We start from the raw sequence: 18,887 nt of genomic DNA on the forward strand, positions 1-18,887 counted from the left end.
GGCTGCCGAGACAGCACCACAAGCATCTCAAATCCACCAACATGCTGGAGCGGCTCAACGAGGAAATCCGCCGGCGCACCTATGTCGTGCGCATCTTCCCCAACACCGAAAGCTGCCTGCGCCTGGTCAGGGCGCTGGCCGTCGAGACCAATGAAAACTGGATGGAGGCCAACCGCTATATCAACATGGATGATCTGCGCGAGCACAAGAAGCTCGCTCTGCGCCAAGCCGCATGACCAGCATCATGGCCGCCCCATTTTGCAGAACTTGACGCACACAACCAGAAAACCGCCATCCGCGCGCAACAGCGGGTTTCCATAGTCACGGCTACATCCGAAGAATCGACCGCATAGATTCAGGAATGTGTGTTGTCGTCACGGTTCCATACAATTTGGAAGGCCATTCCCCTACGGCAGGGTAGCGCCAAAATGAAAGGATAAGCGGGCGGGCAAGTTGAAGGCGTACTGATGCCGGATCGGGCTTTGGTCCAGCAAAACCCCTTTCAGCCTGGCGTCTCGGAAAGGTGCGCGGCAATGGCGCTGACAAAAATCGCGCCGAACTCCTTGAGCTTGGCCGCACCTACGCCGTTGACCCCGGCAAAATCGTCGAGGTCTTGCGGACGACGCTCGGCCATGTCGATCAGTGTACGATCCGAAAACACCACATAGGCCGGCACCTGGCGTTCCTTGGCCAGACGCAGCCGCAGCGTCTTCAGCGTCGCGAGCAGCGACGCATCTACATTTTCGCTCTGGGGGCTCTGCCCGGCACGAGCCGCGCGGCGCGCGGCGCGCGTGCGCATCTCGACCCGATACTGGAACGGCACCTCGCCCCGGCCGAGTGCGTGGCCCTTGTCCGCGATGGCCAACCCGCCATGGCCGGCCGGGTCCGGCATCAGGAAACCGTTCGCGACCAGCTGGCGAATCATAGATTGCCAAAAATCCTTCTTGTGCGCGGCGCCATTGCCGAAGGCTGCCAGCCTGTGATGCCCCCTTGCCGCGATCTTTTCAGTCTCGTGGCCGATCAGGATGTCGATGACATGGCCGGCGCCGAAGCGCTCGCCGCTCTGCGCCACCGCCGCCAGGATGAGGCGCGCCTCGGCGGTGCCGTCGGCGCGCGGCGCCTGTTCCAGGCAATTGTCGCAATTGCCGCAAGGGACCGCCTCTTCACCGAAATAACCGAGCAGCACCTGGCGGCGGCACTCGGCCGTCTCGCAATAGCCGATCAGCGTATCGAGCCGGCCATGCGAGCGGCGCTTGTGTTCGACAGCGGCGTCCTCGTCGTCGATGAACATGCGGCGCATGCGGATGTCGCCAAGGCCGTAAAGCATATGCGCCTCCGCCGCCCGGCCGTCGCGACCGGCGCGGCCGATTTCCTGGTAATAGGCTTCGAGGCTGCCCGGCAGGTCGGTGTGGAAGACATAGGCGACATCAGGCTTGTCGATCCCCATGCCGAAGGCGATGGTCGCCACCATGACGACGCCCGACAGGGTCATGAAGGCGTTCTGGTTGGCATCACGCGCCTCCTTGCTCATCCCGGCGTGATAGGCGAGCGCGGTCACGCCGTTCTTTTCGAGGAATGCCGCCATCTCTTCGGTCTTCTTGCGCGACAGGCAGTAGACGATGCCGCTGCGCCCCTGATGGCGCTCGATGAAGTTGAGCAACTGCCGCTTGCTGTCCTGCTTGGGCTCGATGGCAAGCTTGATGTTGGGCCGGTCGAAGCCAAGCACCTGCGTTTCGACACGCCCGCCAAACAGCCGTCTCTCGATGTCTGCCCGCGTCGTCTCGTCCGCCGTCGCCGTCACCGCAATGATCGGTACGTCGGGAAAGATGCCACGCAGCTGCGACAGGTCTTCATATTCGCGCCGGAACGCCGGCCCCCACTGCGAAATGCAATGCGCCTCGTCGATGGCGATCAGGCTGACATCGAGCCTGGCAAGCGCATCCAGCATCCGCTCGGTCATCAGCCGTTCCGGCGCGAGGTAGAGCAGCCGCGTCTGGCCCGACGCGACGCGGCGCCATGCCGCGACATTGGCATCACGGTCGATCGAGGAATTGATCGTATCGGCGGCGACGCCGGCGAGGCGCAGTGCCGCGACCTGATCCTGCATCAGCGCCACCAGCGGCGAAACGACAATGGTCAGCCCACCCTTGACCAGCGCCGGAACCTGGTAGCACAGCGATTTGCCGGCACCCGTTGGCATGACGGCCAGCACGTGGCGGCCGCCAAGCAGTGCCTCCATCACCGCGGCCTGTCCGGGACGGAAATCGTCGAAACCGAACACGTCCTTGAGGACGCGCCGTTTGGGATCGTGCGTCGGTACGCTTGTCGTTGATATCTGCATCACTGATGTTTTCGATCGGCCGCCCGAAGCAGCGGCGTGGACAGAACGATTAGCGCAGCCCCTGCGTGACCACAACAAGCAGCAGCAACACCCCACCGGCGATCGACCTGATTGGCATCGTTAAACCTATCTTCACCATGTTGCGGCACCGTCCAACCCTGCGGCGATGTTTCGAGTACCGCTGCGCCACGAGCGCACAGGCAACAGCCCGCGCCTCCCCAGGAGGCGCGGGTTTCCTGTTTCTGGAATTGCCGAAAGAGGTTCAGGCCAGGAAATCGGCGCGGTGCGGGGTAAAGCTGTCGACCAGGCGCCCGGCCTCCAGCGCCTTGACGCCGTGCACCAGATTGGACGGCACGATGAAGCTGCCGCCGGTCTCGATCGTCGCGGTGCGGCCGTCGATGGTCACCTCGAAGCGACCTTCGGCGACATAGCTGGCCTGGACATGCGGGTGCGAATGCAGTGCGCCGACGCCGCCCTTGTCGAAGCCGAACTCGACCATCATCAGCTCATCGGTGGAGACGAGAACGCGGCGTCTGTTGCCGTCCGGCGTCGGCGTCCAGGCGCTCTCGCCGGGTTGGGCAAAAATCTTATGCTCGATCATGACTGTTTCCTCATCGCGCCAGCCAGCCGCCATCCACCGGGATCACGGCGCCGTGCATATAGTCGGATGCGGGGGCCAGCAGGAAGACAGCGGCGTCGCCTATGTCTTCCGGTCCGCCCCAGCGCCCGGCCGGGATGCGCGCCAATATAGCGGCGCTGCGGTCGGGATCGGCGCGCAACGCCTCGGTGTTGCTGGTTTCAATATAGCCGGGCGCAATGGCATTGACATTGATGCCTTTGGCCGCCCATTCGCAGGCCAGCAGCCGGGTCACGCCGAGCGCGCCATGTTTCGACGCGGTATAGGACGCGACGCGGATGCCGCCCTGGAAACTCAGCACCGAGGCGATGTTGACGATCTTGCCGCGCCGCCTGGGATCGGCCAGCACGTGTCTGGCAAAACCCTGGCTGAGAAAGAACAGCGTCTTCAGATTGACGTCGATGACGTCGTCCCAATCGGCCTCGGAGAAATCGACCGCATCGGCGCGGCGGATGATGCCGGCATTGTTGACCAGCCCGTCGATCGGGCCGGTCTTTTCCCAGACCTGGTCGAGCATCGCCTTGGCGGCCGCATGGTCGGCAAGATCGCATCGCACCGCCTCGAACTGGCCACCGGCTTCCGCGACTTGTCTTTCCGTGTCGTCCATCGCCGAGCGGCCGACACCGATGACGGTGCCGCCGGCGCGCGCGATCGAGACCGCGATGCCTTGGCCGATGCCGGTGTTTGCGCCGGTGACCAGGACGCGCTTGCCGGCCAGGCTGAAGGAGGAATGGCCGCTCAACGCAGTTCGCCCAGCGGCACCGGGTCGACATCGGTGTAGTCGACATTGTCGCCGGCCATCGCCCAGACGAAGGCGTAGTTCGAGGTGCCGACCCCGGAATGGATAGACCAGCCCGGCGACAGCACCGCCTCCTCGTTAGCCATCACCAGATGCCGCGTTTCGTCCGGCTCGCCCATGAAATGGAAGACGCGCGCCCTCTCCGGCAGGTCGAAATAGAGATAGGCCTCCATGCGCCGGTCATGCACATGGCAAGGGATAGTGTTCCACACCGAGCCCGGCGCCAGTTGGGTCATACCGACCACCAGTTGGCAGGTCTTGACGCCATCGGCATGGATGAACTGGAAGATGGAGCGTTCGTTGCAGGTTTCCTTGCTGCCGAGATCGAGGCGCTTGGCATCGCCAATGCGGATCAGCCGGCTCGGATGGGTATGATGCGCCGGCGCGCTGAGCAGGTAGAATTTGGCCGGTGCGCCCGCGTCGGCCGACGCGAACGACACGTCGGTCCTGCCCATGCCGAGATAGAGCATGTCACGTGCCTGCAACTGGTGGGTCTCGCCATTTGCCGTCACCGAGCCGGCGCCGCCGATGTTGACGATGATCAGCTCGCGGCGGTCGAGAAAATTCTTGGTCCCCGTCGGCTTGATCGCCTCCAGCGGCAGCGCTGTCCCTTCCGGCACGGCGCCGCCAACGATCATGCGGTCATAATGGGTGTAGGTCAGGCTGATGCGTCCCTGCTGGAACAGGTCGTCAATATGGAAATTGTGACGCAGTTCGTCGGTGCCCATGGAAGCAGCGGCCACCGGGTCGATGGCGAAACGCGAGGTGAAATCGGTATGCGGGTGACTTTGAGTCATTGCTGCTCCAGCTGAATGAATGGCTATTTGGTTGCCGACGCCTTGACCGAGTCGGCGTAGTAGACCTGGCGGGCGTGCAGCCGCTCGCGGTAGCGCTCTTGGCTGGCGGTGAGATGAGCGCGCATCGCCTCGCGCGCGGCTTCGGCGTCGCCTGAGGTGATCGCATTCAGGATCACCAGATGCTCGCGTTGCAGCCCTCGCTGATAGCTGTCGGATTGCACCAGTTCGGTCGACCAGGGCGAGGTCACGTCGCAAGGAATGGCGCGGCGTCCGAGCACATCGAGCATCTCGACATAGAACGGGTTGTTGGTGGCGCTGGCGATTGCCCGGTGGAAGGCGAGATCGGCCGGACCGGTCGGCTCACTGTTAAGAAGCAGCCGTTCGAATTCGAAGAACGCTTCCTGGATCGCTGCTTCCTGCGCGGCGTTGCGGCGAATGGCGGCGAGCCCGGCCGATTCGATTTCGACGGCCAGGCGCACTTCGAGCACATTGAGCGCGATGGAATCCTTGCTGCCCATGTCGGCGGCGAGCGCGCCGAACATCGTTGAGATGTGCTCGGTGACGAACACGCCTGCGCCCTGGCGCGCCTCGACCAGCCCGTCGGCGGCGAGCTTGGCCAGCGCTTCGCGGATGACGGTGCGGCTGACGCCGAAGGTCTCGGTCAGTTGTCCTTCGGTCGGCAATTTGTGGCCGGGCAGGATCTCGCCCGCCTGCAGCTGCTTGCGGATCGCTGCGACGACGGTCTCCGACAGTTTGGGTTTTCTCTCGACCCTGAGATCAACAGCGCTATCCGATGCCATATCGCACCCCTGTTTGAAGACGTCTATTTGAAGACGCCCTATTTGAACACGCTCGGCAACCAGAGCGAAATCGCCGGAATATAGGTCACCAGCCCCAGGACCACGATGCCCGCGCCATAGAACGGCCAGATCGAGCGCATCGCTTCCCAGACCGTAATCTTGCCGACGGCACAGGCGACGAACTGCACCGTGCCGACCGGTGGCGTGTTGAGCCCAATGCCGAGATTGAGGATGGTGATGACGCCGAAATGCACGGGGTCGACGCCGTAATGGGTGACCAGCGGCAGGAAGATCGGCGTGCAGATGATGATCATCGGCCCCATGTCCATGAAGGTGCCGAGCAGCAGCATCAGGACGTTGAGCAGAAGCAGCACCACCAGCGGATCGGTGGAGATGGCGTTCATGCCTGCGATCAGCAGCACCGGCACTTTGAGATAGGCCATCAGCCAGCTGAACGAGGCCGCCGTGCCGATGATCAGCAGCACCATTGAGGTCGTGCGCACCGCGCCCTTTGTGGCATGGACGAAATCGCCCCAGGCCATCGACCGGTAGACGAAGACGGTGACCAGCAAAGCGTAGATGATGGCGATGCAGGAGCTTTCCGTCGCCGTGAAAATGCCCGAGCGAACGCCGCCGAAGATGATCCCGATGAGCAGAAGTCCGGGGATGGCGATGACCGCCAGCTGGCCGACACGCGAGAAGCCGGGAAAAGCCTCGACCGGGTAGCCGCGGCTGCGGGCGACGAAATAGGCGGTGACCATCAGCGAAGCGGCGAACAGCAGACCAGGCAGGATACCGGCGGTGAACAGGTCGGCGATCGAAATCTTGCCGCCGCCGGCGATCGAATAGATGATCATGTTCTGCGACGGCGGCAGAAGCAGCGCGATCAGCGCCGCCATCGAGGTGACGTTGACGGCATAGTCGGCGCCGTAGCCGCGCGCTTTCATCTGCGGGATCATCAGCCCGCCGACGGCAGCGGCTTCCGCCACAGCCGAGCCGGAAATGCCGCCGAACAACGTCGCGGCGATGATGTTGACCTGACCGAGCCCACCGCGGACATGACCGACCAGCGAGCCGGCAAAGGAAACGATGCGCTGCGCGATGCCGCCGCGCACCATCAGGTCGCCGGCAAAGATGAAGAACGGGATCGCCATCAGCGAGAACGCCGACATGCCCGACTTCAATTGCTGGAACACCACCAGGGGCGGCAGGCCGAGATAAAGCACGGTGGCGAAGGACGCCGCACCCAGGCAAAAGGCGATCGGCGTGCCGGCAAACATCAAAAGCGTGAAGACGCCAAACAGGATCCAGAGTTCCATCTAGGCCTCCTGCACGGCCGGCATTTCCGGCACTTCTTCGAGATTGATATCCTTGTCGATGTCGGCGCCGGACCAGCGCAGCGCGATGCGTTCGGCCGAGAACAGGCAGATCAGAAAGCCGCCGGCAACCAGCGGCAGATAGTCGAAACCGCCGGGAAGTTCGAGCGCCGGGATGACAGTGTGCCAGGTCAGCCCGACCAGCTTGCAGCCGTACCAGACCATGCCGAAGCCGAAGCCAAACGCGATCAGGTCGGACAGGGTGCGCAGCGCCCATTTGCTGCCCTTGGGCAGGATATAGAGCAGCACGTCGAAGCCCATATGGTAATTCTCGCGCACGCCGACGGCAGCGCCCAGGAAGATGAACCAGTTCATCAGCATGATGGCGGTGACTTCGGTCCAGCTCGGTGACGCGTTGAGCACGAAGCGGGAAAACACCTGGTAGGCAACAAGCGCGGTCATGGCGACCATCCCGATGCCCGCGAGATAGAGCGCACCGTCGCAAATCTTCGAAAGCACCGCGCTGAAGCGCGGTGGCGCTCCGCTCCTGGCCGTTCCCGCAGTCATCCGATCCTCCCGGTCTTTCCGTCCCCTAAAAGCGATTGGCGGGGCGGCGCCATGCCGCCCCGCCAGAAAATCACTTGGTCGCCTGGATGCGCGTCGCGAGGTCCTTGAGCTCCGGCGTCTTCAGATACTTGTCGTAGACCGGCTTCATCGCATCGATCAGCGGCTGCTTGTCGATCTCGCTGACCTTGACGCCGGCCTTCTCGACGATCTCTCGCGACTTCTTCTCCTGCGCGTCCCACAATTCGCGCATCTTGACGACGCTATCCTTGGCCGCCTGCTTGACGATCGCCTGGTCTTCCGGCGTCAGTCTGTCCCAGCTCGATTTCGACATCACCAGCACTTCCGGCACGATCTGGTGCTGGTCGACGGTATAGTGCTTGGCGACTTCGTAGTGCTTGGCGGATTCGAAGCTGGGCCAGTTGTTCTCGGCGCCGTCGATGACGCCGGTTTCGAGCGCCGAATAGACCTCGCCATAGGCCATCGGCGTGGCATTTGCGCCAAGCGCGTTGACCATGTCGACGAACACGTCGGACTGGATGACGCGGAACTTCATGCCTTTCAGATCGGCGATCGAGGTGATGTCCTTCTTGGTGTTGTAGAAGGAACGGGCGCCGGAATCGTAGAAGGCAAGGCCGACCAGATCATGCGTCTCGAAGGCCTTGAGGATCTCGTCGCCGATCGGCCCGTCCATGACATGGCGCATGTGCTCGACCGAACGGAACATGTAGGGCAGCGACGGCACCGCGGTTTCCGGCACGATGCCGTTGAACGGACCCATCGAGACGCGGTTCAGATCGATGACACCGGTCTGCGTCTGCTCGATCGTGTCCTTTTCCTCGCCGAGCTGCGCCGAATGATAGACCTCGACCGAATAGCGGCCGGCAGTGCGCTCCTTGATGAGCTCGCCGAGATATTTGACCGCCTCGACGGTCGGATACCCGTCCGGATGGGTGTCAGCCGAGCGCAGTACGGTCTGGGCGCCGGCAACGCCGATCATCAGCGAGCCGAAGGCGAATGTGGCTGCCATCAGTTTTGAAAAATGCAACATGACTGTCTTCCTCCCTTTTAAAATTCCACGCGCCCGGCTCACAGCCGGTACGCCTTCTTGGCAAGCGTGTAGGCAAGCTCCCGCGCCAGCTCATGCGCCTCGTCCTCACGCAGCCGGTGCTCGGCGACGAGACGGGCGAGAAAGGCGCAGTCAACCCGGCGCGCCACATCGTGACGGGCGGGAATCGACGGAAAGGCACGGGTGTCATCGTTGAAGCCGACGGTGTTGTAGAAGCCGGCGGTCTCGGTGGTCATCTCGCGGAACCGGCGCATGCCTTCCGGACTGTCGTGGAACCACCAGGCCGGCCCGAGCTTCAACGCCGGATAGACGCCGGCCAGCGGCGCCAGTTCGCGCGCGTAGCTGGTCTCGTCGAGCGTGAACAGAATGATGGAGAGGTCGCGCTCCAGCCCGACGCAGTCGAGCAAGGGTTTGAGCGCCGCGGCATAGTCGGTGCGGGTCGGAATATCGAAGCCTTTGTCGCGGCCGAATTTTTGGAAAACACCAGGCGAGTGGTTGCGCCAGGAGCCGGGATGGATCTGCATGACCAGCCCGTCGTCGCGGCTCATCTTGGCCATTTCGGTCAGCATCTGGGCGCGAAACAGCTTGCGCTCGCGCTCGTCGTCCGAGCCGCGGCGGATGCGGTTGAACAGCTCTTCCGCCGCCGCATCGGAAAGATTGGCGGTCTCGGCCGTCGGATGGCCGTGGTCCGATGAGGTTGCGCCGAAGCTTTTGAAGAAAGCGCGGCGATTGCGATGCGCGTCGAGATAGCCGGCCCATGTGCCGGTGTCGCAGCCGGCGATCTCGCCCAGACGATCGAGATTGGCCGAAAATCCTTCGAAGTCGGGATCGACGACAGCATCCGGCCTGTAGGCAGTGATGACGCGGCCCTGCCAGCCGCTGTCGCGGATCGTCTTGTGCCATTGGAGATCGTCGAGTGCGCCCTCGGTCGTCGCGATGACCTCGATGTTGAAGCGCTCGAACAGCGCGCGTGGGCGATAATCGTCGCGCTGCAAAAGCGCCGCGATGGTGTCGTAATGGCGGCTAGCGGTGCTGGCGTTGAGCGGCTCTTCGATGCCGAACAGATGCTCGAGCACATGGTCGAGCCACAACCGCGTCGGCGTGCCGCGGAAGAGGTAATAGTGCTCGGCGAAGCGCCGCCAGATCGCCCTGGGATCGGTCTCGACCGGCGAGCCGTCGAGGGTCGGGACGCCGAGATCTTCCAGCCGCACGCCCTGGCTGAACAGCATACGGAAAATGTAGTGGTCGGGCACCACCAGCAATTGCGCGGGATCGGGGAATGGCTCGTTGAGCGCATACCAACGCGGATCGGTGTGGCCGTGCGGGCTGATGATCGGCAGGTCCTTGATGCCGGCATGGAGATCGCGCGCGATCGACAGCGCGCGCCCTTCGGCGGCAAAAAGCAGATCCGGATCGGTCAGTCCCGCCACGTCGTTCCTCCCAGGGGGCGATATCGGTAGGATTGGAAAGAAATAATGTCAACATACAAAAACTGGATTGTTGTATGATGACTTTTAACCGGCGTCAGGTCATTGTGCGGCGGAAGAGCGGATGTTACGCCGCTAGCAGATCCCGCCCCGCACACCATCCAGCGACAAGCCGCGCCATGACCAGCAGACGCCTTTCCAACGCAACAGTGCAATCCTTGCCGGCCTCGGTCGCCGTCCCCGCCTATGATCGCGCCAGTGTCGCTCCAGGCATCGTCCATCTCGGCGTTGGAGCCTTCCACCGTGCCCATCAGGCCGCCTATGTCGATGACTGCCTAGCGGCCGGCGAGACCGGCTGGGGCATTGTCGGCGTCTCGCTGCGCAGCCCCGACACGCGCGATGCGCTGACGCCACAGGACGGGCTCTACACGCTGGCGGTGCGCGGCAGCGATGGCGAAGCGCTGCACATTATCGGCTCGATCCAGTCGATGCTGGTCGCGCCGGAAGACCCCGGCGCGGTGCTGGCCGCGCTGACCGACCCGCGCACCCGCATCGTCACCCTGACCATCACCGAAAAGGCCTATCTCAGGGCCGCCGACGGCAGCCTCGACGAAAACCATCCCGATATCGTCCACGATCTGGGCAATCCCGGATCTCCCAGGACAGCGCATGGATTCCTGGCGGAAGCGCTGGTGCGACGCCGGGCCGCCGGCACGCCGCCCTTCACCGTGCTTTGCTGCGACAACCTGCCGGCCAATGGCGCCACGCTGCACCGGCTGCTGGTCGGGTTTGCAAAACTGCGCGATGCCGGCGCTGCTGCTTCAGGCGACGCTGCCCTCGCCGGTCATATAGCCGATGACGTTGCATTCCCATCGAGCATGGTCGACCGCATCGTGCCGGCAACCACCGATGCCGACCGGGCGCGCATCGCGGTCGAACTCGGCCTCGAGGACGCCTGGCCGGTGATGACCGAGCCATTCCGGCAATGGGTGATTGAGGACAGGTTTCCAGCCGGACGGCCGGCCTGGGAGAAATTCGGCGTCACCATGGTCGAGGATGTCCGGCCGTTCGAGGACATGAAGCTTCGGCTGCTCAACGGCGCCCATTCGGGCATCGCCTATATCGGCCTGCTCAGCGGCCACGTCACCGTCGACCGCGCCTTCGCGGATCCCGCGATCCGCGCGTTCGTCGACCGGCTCTGGGCCGAGGCCATCCCGACATTGCCTGGGGATGCCGGGCTCGACACGTCAGCCTATACGGCCGAACTTGCCGAACGTTTCTCCAACACCGCGCTGGCCCACCGCACCGCGCAGATCGCCAATGACGGCAGCCAGAAATTGCCGCAGCGCATTGTCGCTACCGCCATCGAATGCATCCAGGCCGGCCTGGTCCCGGAGCATCTGACGCTGGTGATCGCCGCCTGGATCGCCGCCTGCGAGGCGCGCGGCAAGGACCTGCCGGAAGCCCACTTTACCGATCCGCTCGACGCGGCGCTGGCGGCGCTCGACGAACGACGGATGCTGGAACGAGTAGCGGCGGTGTTCGACTGGGCCGGCTTCGGCAGCGGCAAGCCCGAGCGGCAGACGCTGATCGAACTGGTCGCCGCTCATCGCGAGCATATCCTGCAAGGCGGGATCGTGCTTGCGCTCTCAGCGCTCGGCATACCGGAGCCGACAAACGTAGGCTGAAGCTGGTCCGGAACCGCCCATTTCAAGCCTATTGTCCCGCCGGAGCGTCCAGCCTCTGCCGCGACGAATACTCCGTGCCTTGCGAATTCCAGAACAGTCGCACTGCCTTACCGACCAGGTTTTCGGCAGGAACGAAGCCGACACTGAGCCGGCTATCGGAGGAATTATCCCTGTTGTCGCCAAGCACGAAATAGTGGCCTTCGGGCACGTCGAACACCCGCGTGTTGTCGGTTATTGAATTGTCCGTAAGACTGATGACGGAATAGGAAACGCCGTTGGGGAGGGTTTCACGTTGCAGTCTGGCGCTTTGGGGAGAGTCCTCGGAGCTGTACGGACCAACATCCTCGAGTTTGACCGCCACACCATTGATGCGAAGGATTCCGTCGACCATCTGGATTTTGTCGCCCGGCAGTCCAACGACCCGCTTGACGTAGTCGATGCTCGGATCCGCTGGAAATTTGAACACCACAATATCTCCGCGCTTCGGCTCGGCGGCAAAGATCCGGCGTTCGAAGGGCAGCAGCCCAAGAGGAACACTGTAGCGGCTGTAACCATAGGCAAACTTCGAGACGAAGAAATAGTCGCCGAGTTCCAGCGTTGGTGTCATGCTGCCTGCCGGGGTCGAAAACGGCTGGAAGAGGAATGTGCGGATCGCTAACGCGGCTCCGTAGGAGGTCAGCACGGCCAACAGCACCGAAAGGCCGTGTGAATACCACCGGTTCGGTCTGTATCGTGACGCGAAAGGCACGACGAGCGCTACCCACAGGACCATGAGACCTAAACTGGAGAGATCCACCAGCCAGGCGAGATCGACCCCCGGCAGAACCGGGAATCCCACATATGTCAGCGCAATGCTTATGGCGCTGATCACCACCAGGCTGGCAACCGCCGGCCGGCCGGCGCCGATCCAAAGGAACCCGCCGAACGGACCGCCAAAGGCCGCGATCAGCGCCGTCGTCCACCGGGATCGCGAGGCCGCTTCCGGTTGCGTTGTCTGTTTCGTCATCGGCCACCCCAAATCGATAGACAGCCGGACTGTCGAACAACCAGAAAGCAGGGGCAAGCCCCGATCCGACTGTACCGCCGCAGCCAAATCGCGGTTCCGCCGGCGCCATCGCCTAATACAAGCTCATCTCGCCCTGACTGGCAGCCGGCATGCCGCCACCCGATCTGATCATGCTGGCTGCCCGCCCTGAAATCCCGCCAAGGCCCTGCGCCTATGCGAGACGATCCAGGATGGCGGCCGCAACAAAAAAGCCGGGCTGAGCCCGGCCTTTTCTTCAAGTCATTCTGCGGCTTACGCCGGCAGCAGCGCGCCTTCGAGCGTGGTAAGCTGGCTAAGGAACTGCTCCGCCTTGCTGCGGCTCTGGTCGTCCTTGGCGTCGGCGGCGTCTTCCTTGGCTTCCTGGATGCGGCGGGCGAGATCGGCGCGGTCGATATCGCCGACGGCGACCGCCGATTCGGCGAGCAGCGTGCAGCCGGCAGGGACGATGTCGGCAAAGCCGCCGAACACCACATAGCGCTCTTCCTTGCCGCCGGCGGTCTTCAGCGTGACGACGCCCGGCTTGATCGTGGTCATGACTGGCGCATGGTGCGCCATGACTGTCATTTCACCTTCGGCGCCTGGAATGACGACGGACTCGACCTGCTCGGAAACCAGGAGGCGCTCCGGCGAGACCAGTTCGAACTTGAAAGCTTCAGCCATGTCAATTTAGTGAGTAGGGAATAGTGAGTAGGGAGTAGGGAGAGGACAGCTGTCCTGATCACCCGGCCGCTATTCACTACTGACTACTGACTACTCCCTATTGCCTTGATTACGCTGCTTCAGCCGCCAGGCGCTGAGCCTTCTCGACCGCTTCGTCGATGCCGCCGACCATGTAGAAGGCGGCTTCCGGCAGGTGATCGTAGTCGCCGTTGCAGAGGCCCTTGAAGCCCTTGATTGTGTCGGCGAGGTCGACCAGCTTGCCCGGCGCACCCGTAAACACTTCGGCGACGAAGAACGGCTGCGACAGGAAGCGCTCGATCTTGCGGGCGCGGGCCACCGTCTGCTTGTCCTCTTCCGACAGCTCATCCATGCCAAGGATGGCGATAATGTCCTGCAGCGACTTGTAGCGCTGGAGGATCGACTGCACCTGGCGGGCGACGGCATAGTGCTCCTCGCCGACGACCAGCGGATCGAGCATGCGCGAGGTCGAGTCGAGCGGATCGACGGCGGGGTAGATGCCCTTTTCCGAGATCGCGCGGTTGAGCACGGTCGTCGCGTCCAGGTGGGCGAACGAGGTCGCAGGCGCCGGGTCGGTCAAATCGTCGGCCGGCACGTAGATCGCCTGCACCGAAGTGATCGAACCCTTGGTCGTTGTGGTGATGCGTTCCTGCAGCGCACCCATGTCGGTGGCCAGCGTTGGCTGGTAACCCACGGCCGAAGGAATACGGCCGAGCAGCGCCGACACTTCAGAACCGGCCTGCGTGAAGCGGAAGATGTTGTCGACGAAGAACAGCACGTCCTGGCCCTGGTCGCGGAAATATTCGGCGACCGTCAGGCCGGTCAGGCCGACGCGGGCACGCGCGCCCGGCGGTTCGTTCATCTGGCCATAGACCAGTGCCGCCTTGGAGCCTTCGCCGCCGCCCTTCTTGTTGACGCCGGACTCGATGAACTCGTGATAAAGATCGTTGCCCTCGCGGGTACGCTCGCCGACGCCGGCGAACACCGAGAAGCCGCCATGCGCCTTGGCGACGTTGTTGATCAGCTCCTGGATCAGAACCGTCTTGCCGACGCCGGCGCCGCCGAACAGGCCGATCTTGCCTCCGCGGGCGTAGGGCGCCAGAAGGTCGAGCACCTTGATGCCGGTGATCAGGATCTGCGCTTCCGTCGACTGTTCGACATAGGTAGGCGCCGGCTGGTGGATGGCGCGCATCTCGATGCCGTCGACCGGGCCTTCTTCGTCGACCGGCTCGCCGATGACGTTGATGATGCGGCCGAGCATGCCCGGGCCGACCGGAACGGTGATCGGCGCGCCGGTGTCATAGACGTCCTGGCCGCGAACCAGGCCTTCGGTGGAATCCATGGCGATGCAGCGCACGGTGTTTTCGCCCAGATGCTGGGCAACTTCGAGCACCAGGCGGTTGCCGACATTGGAGGTTTCGATGGCGTTCAAAATGGCCGGCAGATGATCGCCGAACTGCACGTCGACGACGGCGCCGATGACCTGGCGAACCTTGCCGATGGCGCCGGTCTTCTTGACGGCAACGCTCGTCGTCTTCGCTGCGGGGGCCGCGGCCTTGGCGGGCGCGGCCGCCTTCTTGGCCGGAGCGGCCTTCGCCGCTGCTGCCGGAGCCTTTGTGGCCGCCTTGGGGGCCGTCTTCGCGGGGGTCGCTGCTTTCGCCATCGTCTTTACCCTTCTCGTCCTTTGTTTCTCACGCTCCATCAGAAGGTCGATGACCTCCTGGCGGTCGCGCCTAGAGCGCTTCGGCGCCCGAAATGATTTCGATCAGTTCCTTGGTGATCTGCGCCTGGCGCTGGCGGTTATAGGTGATCGACAGTTTGTTGATCATGTCGCCGGCGTTGCGCGTTGCATTGTCCATGGCGCTCATTTTGGCGCCCATCTCGCCGGCTGCGTTTTCGAGCAGCGCGCGGAAGATCTGGACCGAGATGTTGCGCGGAATGAGATCGGTGAGGATCTCGCCCGGCTCCGGCTCGTATTCGTAGACGGCATTGCCACCGGCGGTCGCTTCGGCGGGAGCGGAAGCCACGCCGGCAGGAATGATCTGCTGCGCGGTCGGAATCTGGCTGATCACCGACTTGAACTGCGAATAAAACAGCGTGCAGATATCGAAGCCGCCTTCGCCGAACAGATGGATGATCTTACGGGCGATCGCATCGGCATTGACGAAGCCGAGCTTCTTGACATCGCGCAGGTCGACGCGGTCGATAATCAGCGAGGCATAGTCTCGGCGCAGAATGTCGAAACCCTTCTTGCCGACGCAGATGATCTTGACCTGCTTGCCGTCGGCCAGAAGCCGGCGGATATGGTCGCGGGCCAGACGTGCGATCTGCGAGTTGAAGCCGCCGCACAGGCCGCGCTCGGCGGTGCAGACGACGAGCAGATGCACATCGTCCTTGCCGGTGCCGGTCATCAGCGCCGGGGCATCGCCGCCGCCGCCGATCGCCTGCGTGATATTGGCCAGCACCGCACCCATCCGCTCGGAATAGGGACGCGCCGCCTCCGCTGCTTCCTGCGCGCGGCGCAGCTTCGCCGCGGCGACCATCTGCATCGCCTTGGTGATCTTCTGCGTCGCCTTGACCGAGGCGATACGGTTACGAAGGTCTTTTAATGAAGGCATGCTTCAAACCTGATCCCGAGCGTCCGGCTTCTTCTCAAGCGAAGGTCTTGGCGAAGGCGTCGATCTCGGCCTTCAGCTTGGCGCGCAGATCGTCCGACAGCGCCTTTTCCTTGCGGATGCCGTCCAGCACGTCCTTGCCGGCCGAGCGCATATGGCTGAGCAGGCCGTGCTCGAACTTGCCGACCTGGTTCAGCGCCAGCTTGTCGAGATAGCCGTTGACGCCGGCGAAGATCACCGTGACCTGCTCCTCGACCTTGAGCGGCGAGAACTGCGGCTGCTTCAGAAGTTCGGTCAGGCGCGAGCCGCGGTTGAGCAGGCGCTGCGTGGCGGCGTCGAGATCGGAGCCGAACTGCGCGAACGCAGCCATTTCGCGGTACTGCGCGAGCTCGCCCTTGATCGAGCCGGCGACCTGCTTCATCGCCTTGATCTGCGCCGACGAACCGACGCGCGACACCGACAGGCCGACGTTGACCGCCGGACGGATGCCCTGGAAGAACAGGTTGGTTTCGAGGAAGATCTGGCCGTCGGTGATCGAGATCACGTTGGTCGGGATGTAGGCCGACACGTCGTTGGCCTGCGTCTCGATGATCGGCAGCGCGGTCAGCGAACCGCCACCCAGATCGTCGTTGAGCTTGGCGGCGCGCTCGAGCAGGCGCGAATGCAGGTAGAACACGTCGCCCGGATAGGCTTCGCGACCCGGCGGGCGGCGCAGCAAGAGCGACATCTGGCGATAGGCGACGGCCTGCTTCGACAGATCGTCATAGCTGATCAGCGCATGCATGCCGTTGTCGCGGAAATATTCGCCCATGGTGGCGCCGGTGAACGGCGCCAGGAACTGCATCGGCGCCGGATCGGAAGCTGTGGCGGCGACGATGATCGAATATTCAAGGGCGCCGCGCTCTTCGAGAACCTTCACGAACTGCGCGACCGTCGAGCGCTTCTGCCCGATGGCGACGTAGACGCAGTAGAGCTTTTCCTTTTCCGGCCCGTTGTCGTGCACGGCCTTCTGGTTGAGCATCGTGTCGAGGATGATCGCGGTCTTGCCGGTCTGGCGATCGCCGATGACCAGCTCGCGCTGGCCGCGGCCAACGGGGATCAGCGCATCGATGGCCTTGAGGCCGGTCGACATCGGCTCGTTGACCGACTTGCGCGGGATGATGCCTGGCGCCTTGACGTCGACGCGCTTGCGTTCGGTCGCCTTGATCGGGCCCTTGCCGTCGATCGGATTCCCGAGCGCGTCGACGACGCGGCCGAGCAGGCCCATGCCGACAGGCGTATCGACGATGGCGCCGGTGCGTTTGACGATGTCGCCTTCCTTGATGTCGCGGTCGGCGCCGAAGATGACGACGCCGACATTGTCGGCTTCGAGGTTGAGCGCCATGCCGCGGATGCCGCCGGGGAATTCGACCATTTCGCCGGCCTGGACATTGTCGAGGCCGTAGACGCGAGCGATACCGTCACCGACGGACAGCACCTGGCCGACTTCGGAGACCTCGGCCTCCTTGCCGAAATTCTTGATCTGGTCTTTGAGAATTGCGGAAATTTCCGCGGCGCGGATGTCCATCAGCCGACCTCTTTCAGTGCAAGCTTGAGCGAATTGAGTTTGGTTTTGAGCGACGTATCGATCTGGCGCGAGCCCATCTTGACCACCAGCCCGCCGAGCAGCGACGGATCGACGGTAACAGTGATGGCCACGTCCTTGCCGGCGACGCCTTTCAGCGCGGCCTTGAGTTCGGTCTGCTGGGCAGCCGTCAGTTCATGCGCCGAAGTGACCTCGGCTGATGTCTCACCGCGCTGTTCGGCGGCGATCTTGCGAAAAGCCTTGATCATGCCGGGCACCGCGAAGAGCCGGCGGTTGCGGGCGACGACGCGCAGAAAATTGCCGGTCAGGCCGGTGATGCCGGCTTTGTCGGCGATCGACGCGATTGCCTTGGCCTGGTCCTCGCTGGAGAACACCGGGCTGTTGATGAGGCGCGTCAGGTCGACGCTGTCATCCAGCATCTTGGCGAAACTGTTGAGGTCGGCCTCGACCTTGGCCACTGAATTCGACTGCCGCGCAAGTTCGAACAGCGAACCCGCGTAGCGTTCTGCGACACCTGAGATTGGCGATGACGATTGAGCCACGGACCGTCTTTTCTCTTGTCTGAGGGGCCGCAGATTGTTGGCGCGAGCAAAAACTCTGGCTAAATCTTTGACCTTACTAAGTTTTTCCAAGCACGGAGGCGCGGCTTCCGCTATCCCCGGCCGAAAGTCGATTGCCGTCTAGCACAGGCATTTTAAGACCGCAATGCGTCGTCCCGCATGCTTTTCGGGCACTATTGTCGCATCCGGCCGCAGAGTTCAACCGAAGCCTTTGGATTGGCTGCCGATTCAGGGCAGAAAGCCGAAGACGAAGGCAAGCGGCAACGCGGCCAGGACGAGTTCGACGACGATCGACGCCCAGTTGAAAGGCGTGTTGGCGCCGTCCGACATCATCGACAGCAAACGGCCAAAAGCGGTGAACAGCCAGGAAAAGCCGAGTGCCATATAGAGCCACGGCTGCGCCAACAGAATGCAGCACAGGCTGACGCCGAGATAGAAGCCCGACATGCGGCCGCGCCCTTCCGCGATTGCCGCTGCCCTTTCGGGCCGGACCTGCAGCCGCAGAATCCGAAATGCCAGCCCTGGCGCGAGGAAAAACAGCAGACCGAGCGCCAAGGTGACGACGGCGCTGGACCAAGCCAGCCATTCGCCCTGGCTGGTCGGCCACGGAAACGCGAATTCCATCTTGCTTTCATCCCCTCACAGCAATGCCGGATGCATTGAATGTCGCTGCAAAAAGAAGTCAAGCGCGCGGCAGTTTCGGCGCGCAATTCGTGAAGGAGCGGAAGGCTGTTTAGGCCGCGCACGCGTCCGGCCAGCATCGTGGCCAACCTGTATTATCAGGCGACGCCTCCCTCCTATCTGCAGGACCGGTTTTGCACAGCCAAAGGCCCCGACACCGGTCGCCTTTATTTCCTGACCGGGCACCTCAATCTGGCCGGCACGGAAGCAGATCGATGGAAGCTGAAAGTGGCCGGCAGCGGCAATGTCGCCGTGGCTGCCCAGCCCTGATCCTTGTTTTGACCC

Annotated in this window: 19 protein-coding genes; 3 read left to right on the forward strand and 16 right to left on the reverse strand. The window is 63.2% G+C overall.

The window, feature by feature from the left end:
- The coding region (locus tag NKH54_RS28445; protein WP_352544348.1) for a transposase at nucleotides 1–236 on the forward strand (236 nt) is incomplete at its 5' end.
- A gap of 266 nt (nucleotides 237–502) precedes the next feature.
- On the opposite strand, the gene recQ is transcribed toward NKH54_RS28445, so the two are convergent.
- The 9 genes from recQ to uxaC all read right to left on the reverse strand — a co-directional run bounded on the left by recQ (nucleotide 503) and on the right by uxaC (nucleotide 9,753).
- A complete protein-coding gene (recQ, locus tag NKH54_RS28450; RefSeq protein ID WP_023815261.1) occupies nucleotides 503–2,341 on the reverse strand; it encodes a DNA helicase RecQ in 1,839 nt (612 codons plus the stop codon).
- 262 nt (nucleotides 2,342–2,603) lie between these two features.
- Nucleotides 2,604–2,942, reverse strand: coding sequence for a cupin domain-containing protein (locus NKH54_RS28455; RefSeq protein ID WP_023728679.1), 339 nt, complete (start codon nucleotides 2,940–2,942; stop codon nucleotides 2,604–2,606).
- A 10-nt stretch (nucleotides 2,943–2,952) separates the two neighbouring features.
- On the reverse strand, nucleotides 2,953–3,720 hold the full coding sequence (kduD, locus tag NKH54_RS28460; protein WP_023818242.1) for a 2-dehydro-3-deoxy-D-gluconate 5-dehydrogenase KduD: 768 nt from the start codon (nucleotides 3,718–3,720) through the stop codon (nucleotides 2,953–2,955).
- Nucleotides 3,717–4,574 carry a 5-dehydro-4-deoxy-D-glucuronate isomerase gene (gene kduI, locus NKH54_RS28465; protein ID WP_353029446.1) on the reverse strand — a complete coding sequence of 286 codons (858 nt, stop codon included), beginning with the start codon at nucleotides 4,572–4,574 and terminating at the stop codon, nucleotides 3,717–3,719. Before kduI ends, kduD begins: the two co-directional genes overlap by 4 nt.
- Nucleotides 4,575–4,597: 23 nt before the next feature.
- The gene (locus tag NKH54_RS28470; protein WP_023700229.1) at nucleotides 4,598–5,374 is read right to left on the reverse strand and encodes a FadR/GntR family transcriptional regulator; all 777 of its coding nucleotides are present in this window, start codon (nucleotides 5,372–5,374) and stop codon (nucleotides 4,598–4,600) included.
- Between the two features lie 38 nt (nucleotides 5,375–5,412).
- On the reverse strand, nucleotides 5,413–6,693 hold the full coding sequence (locus NKH54_RS28475) for a TRAP transporter large permease (RefSeq protein ID WP_023684106.1): 1,281 nt from the start codon (nucleotides 6,691–6,693) through the stop codon (nucleotides 5,413–5,415).
- Complete coding sequence (locus NKH54_RS28480) at nucleotides 6,694–7,257, reverse strand: TRAP transporter small permease (protein ID WP_023668678.1); 564 nt, start codon at nucleotides 7,255–7,257, stop codon at nucleotides 6,694–6,696.
- Nucleotides 7,258–7,327: 70 nt separating this feature from the next.
- Nucleotides 7,328–8,305 (reverse strand): TRAP transporter substrate-binding protein, encoded by a 978-nt coding sequence (locus NKH54_RS28485; protein WP_023684104.1) that lies wholly within the window; start codon nucleotides 8,303–8,305, stop codon nucleotides 7,328–7,330.
- 38 nt (nucleotides 8,306–8,343) lie between these two features.
- On the reverse strand, nucleotides 8,344–9,753 hold the full coding sequence (gene uxaC, locus NKH54_RS28490) for a glucuronate isomerase (protein ID WP_353029447.1): 1,410 nt from the start codon (nucleotides 9,751–9,753) through the stop codon (nucleotides 8,344–8,346).
- Between the two features lie 176 nt (nucleotides 9,754–9,929).
- Here uxaC and NKH54_RS28495 point away from each other — a divergent pair, with 176 nt between their 5' ends.
- Nucleotides 9,930–11,438, forward strand: coding sequence for a mannitol dehydrogenase family protein (locus NKH54_RS28495; RefSeq protein ID WP_353029448.1), 1,509 nt, complete (start codon nucleotides 9,930–9,932; stop codon nucleotides 11,436–11,438).
- A gap of 28 nt (nucleotides 11,439–11,466) precedes the next feature.
- On the opposite strand, the gene lepB is transcribed toward NKH54_RS28495, so the two are convergent.
- The 7 genes from lepB to NKH54_RS28530 form a co-directional block, all read right to left on the reverse strand.
- A complete protein-coding gene (gene lepB, locus NKH54_RS28500) occupies nucleotides 11,467–12,210 on the reverse strand; it encodes a signal peptidase I (RefSeq protein ID WP_353029469.1) in 744 nt (247 codons plus the stop codon).
- Nucleotides 12,211–12,735: 525 nt separating this feature from the next.
- Entirely contained in the window at nucleotides 12,736–13,143 is a 408-nt protein-coding gene (locus NKH54_RS28505; protein WP_023668674.1) for a F0F1 ATP synthase subunit epsilon, read from the reverse strand.
- Between the two features lie 109 nt (nucleotides 13,144–13,252).
- Entirely contained in the window at nucleotides 13,253–14,824 is a 1,572-nt protein-coding gene (atpD, locus tag NKH54_RS28510) for a F0F1 ATP synthase subunit beta (protein ID WP_023700228.1), read from the reverse strand.
- A gap of 70 nt (nucleotides 14,825–14,894) precedes the next feature.
- Complete coding sequence (locus tag NKH54_RS28515; RefSeq protein ID WP_023698225.1) at nucleotides 14,895–15,779, reverse strand: F0F1 ATP synthase subunit gamma; 885 nt, start codon at nucleotides 15,777–15,779, stop codon at nucleotides 14,895–14,897.
- A 34-nt stretch (nucleotides 15,780–15,813) separates the two neighbouring features.
- The gene (atpA, locus tag NKH54_RS28520; protein ID WP_023684101.1) at nucleotides 15,814–17,343 is read right to left on the reverse strand and encodes a F0F1 ATP synthase subunit alpha; all 1,530 of its coding nucleotides are present in this window, start codon (nucleotides 17,341–17,343) and stop codon (nucleotides 15,814–15,816) included.
- On the reverse strand, nucleotides 17,343–17,903 hold the full coding sequence (locus tag NKH54_RS28525; RefSeq protein WP_023698226.1) for a F0F1 ATP synthase subunit delta: 561 nt from the start codon (nucleotides 17,901–17,903) through the stop codon (nucleotides 17,343–17,345). Before NKH54_RS28525 ends, atpA begins: the two co-directional genes overlap by 1 nt.
- A gap of 246 nt (nucleotides 17,904–18,149) precedes the next feature.
- Complete coding sequence (locus NKH54_RS28530) at nucleotides 18,150–18,545, reverse strand: AGROH133_08824 family phage infection protein (RefSeq protein WP_023684099.1); 396 nt, start codon at nucleotides 18,543–18,545, stop codon at nucleotides 18,150–18,152.
- A gap of 138 nt (nucleotides 18,546–18,683) precedes the next feature.
- On the opposite strand from NKH54_RS28530, the gene NKH54_RS28535 reads away from it, so the two are divergent.
- Nucleotides 18,684–18,872 (forward strand): hypothetical protein, encoded by a 189-nt coding sequence (locus tag NKH54_RS28535; protein WP_023698227.1) that lies wholly within the window; start codon nucleotides 18,684–18,686, stop codon nucleotides 18,870–18,872.
- Nucleotides 18,873–18,887 lie beyond the last annotated feature (15 nt).

Origin of the sequence: Mesorhizobium sp. M1004, from assembly GCF_040318795.1 — a bacterium.
Taxonomy (GTDB): domain Bacteria; phylum Pseudomonadota; class Alphaproteobacteria; order Rhizobiales; family Rhizobiaceae; genus Mesorhizobium.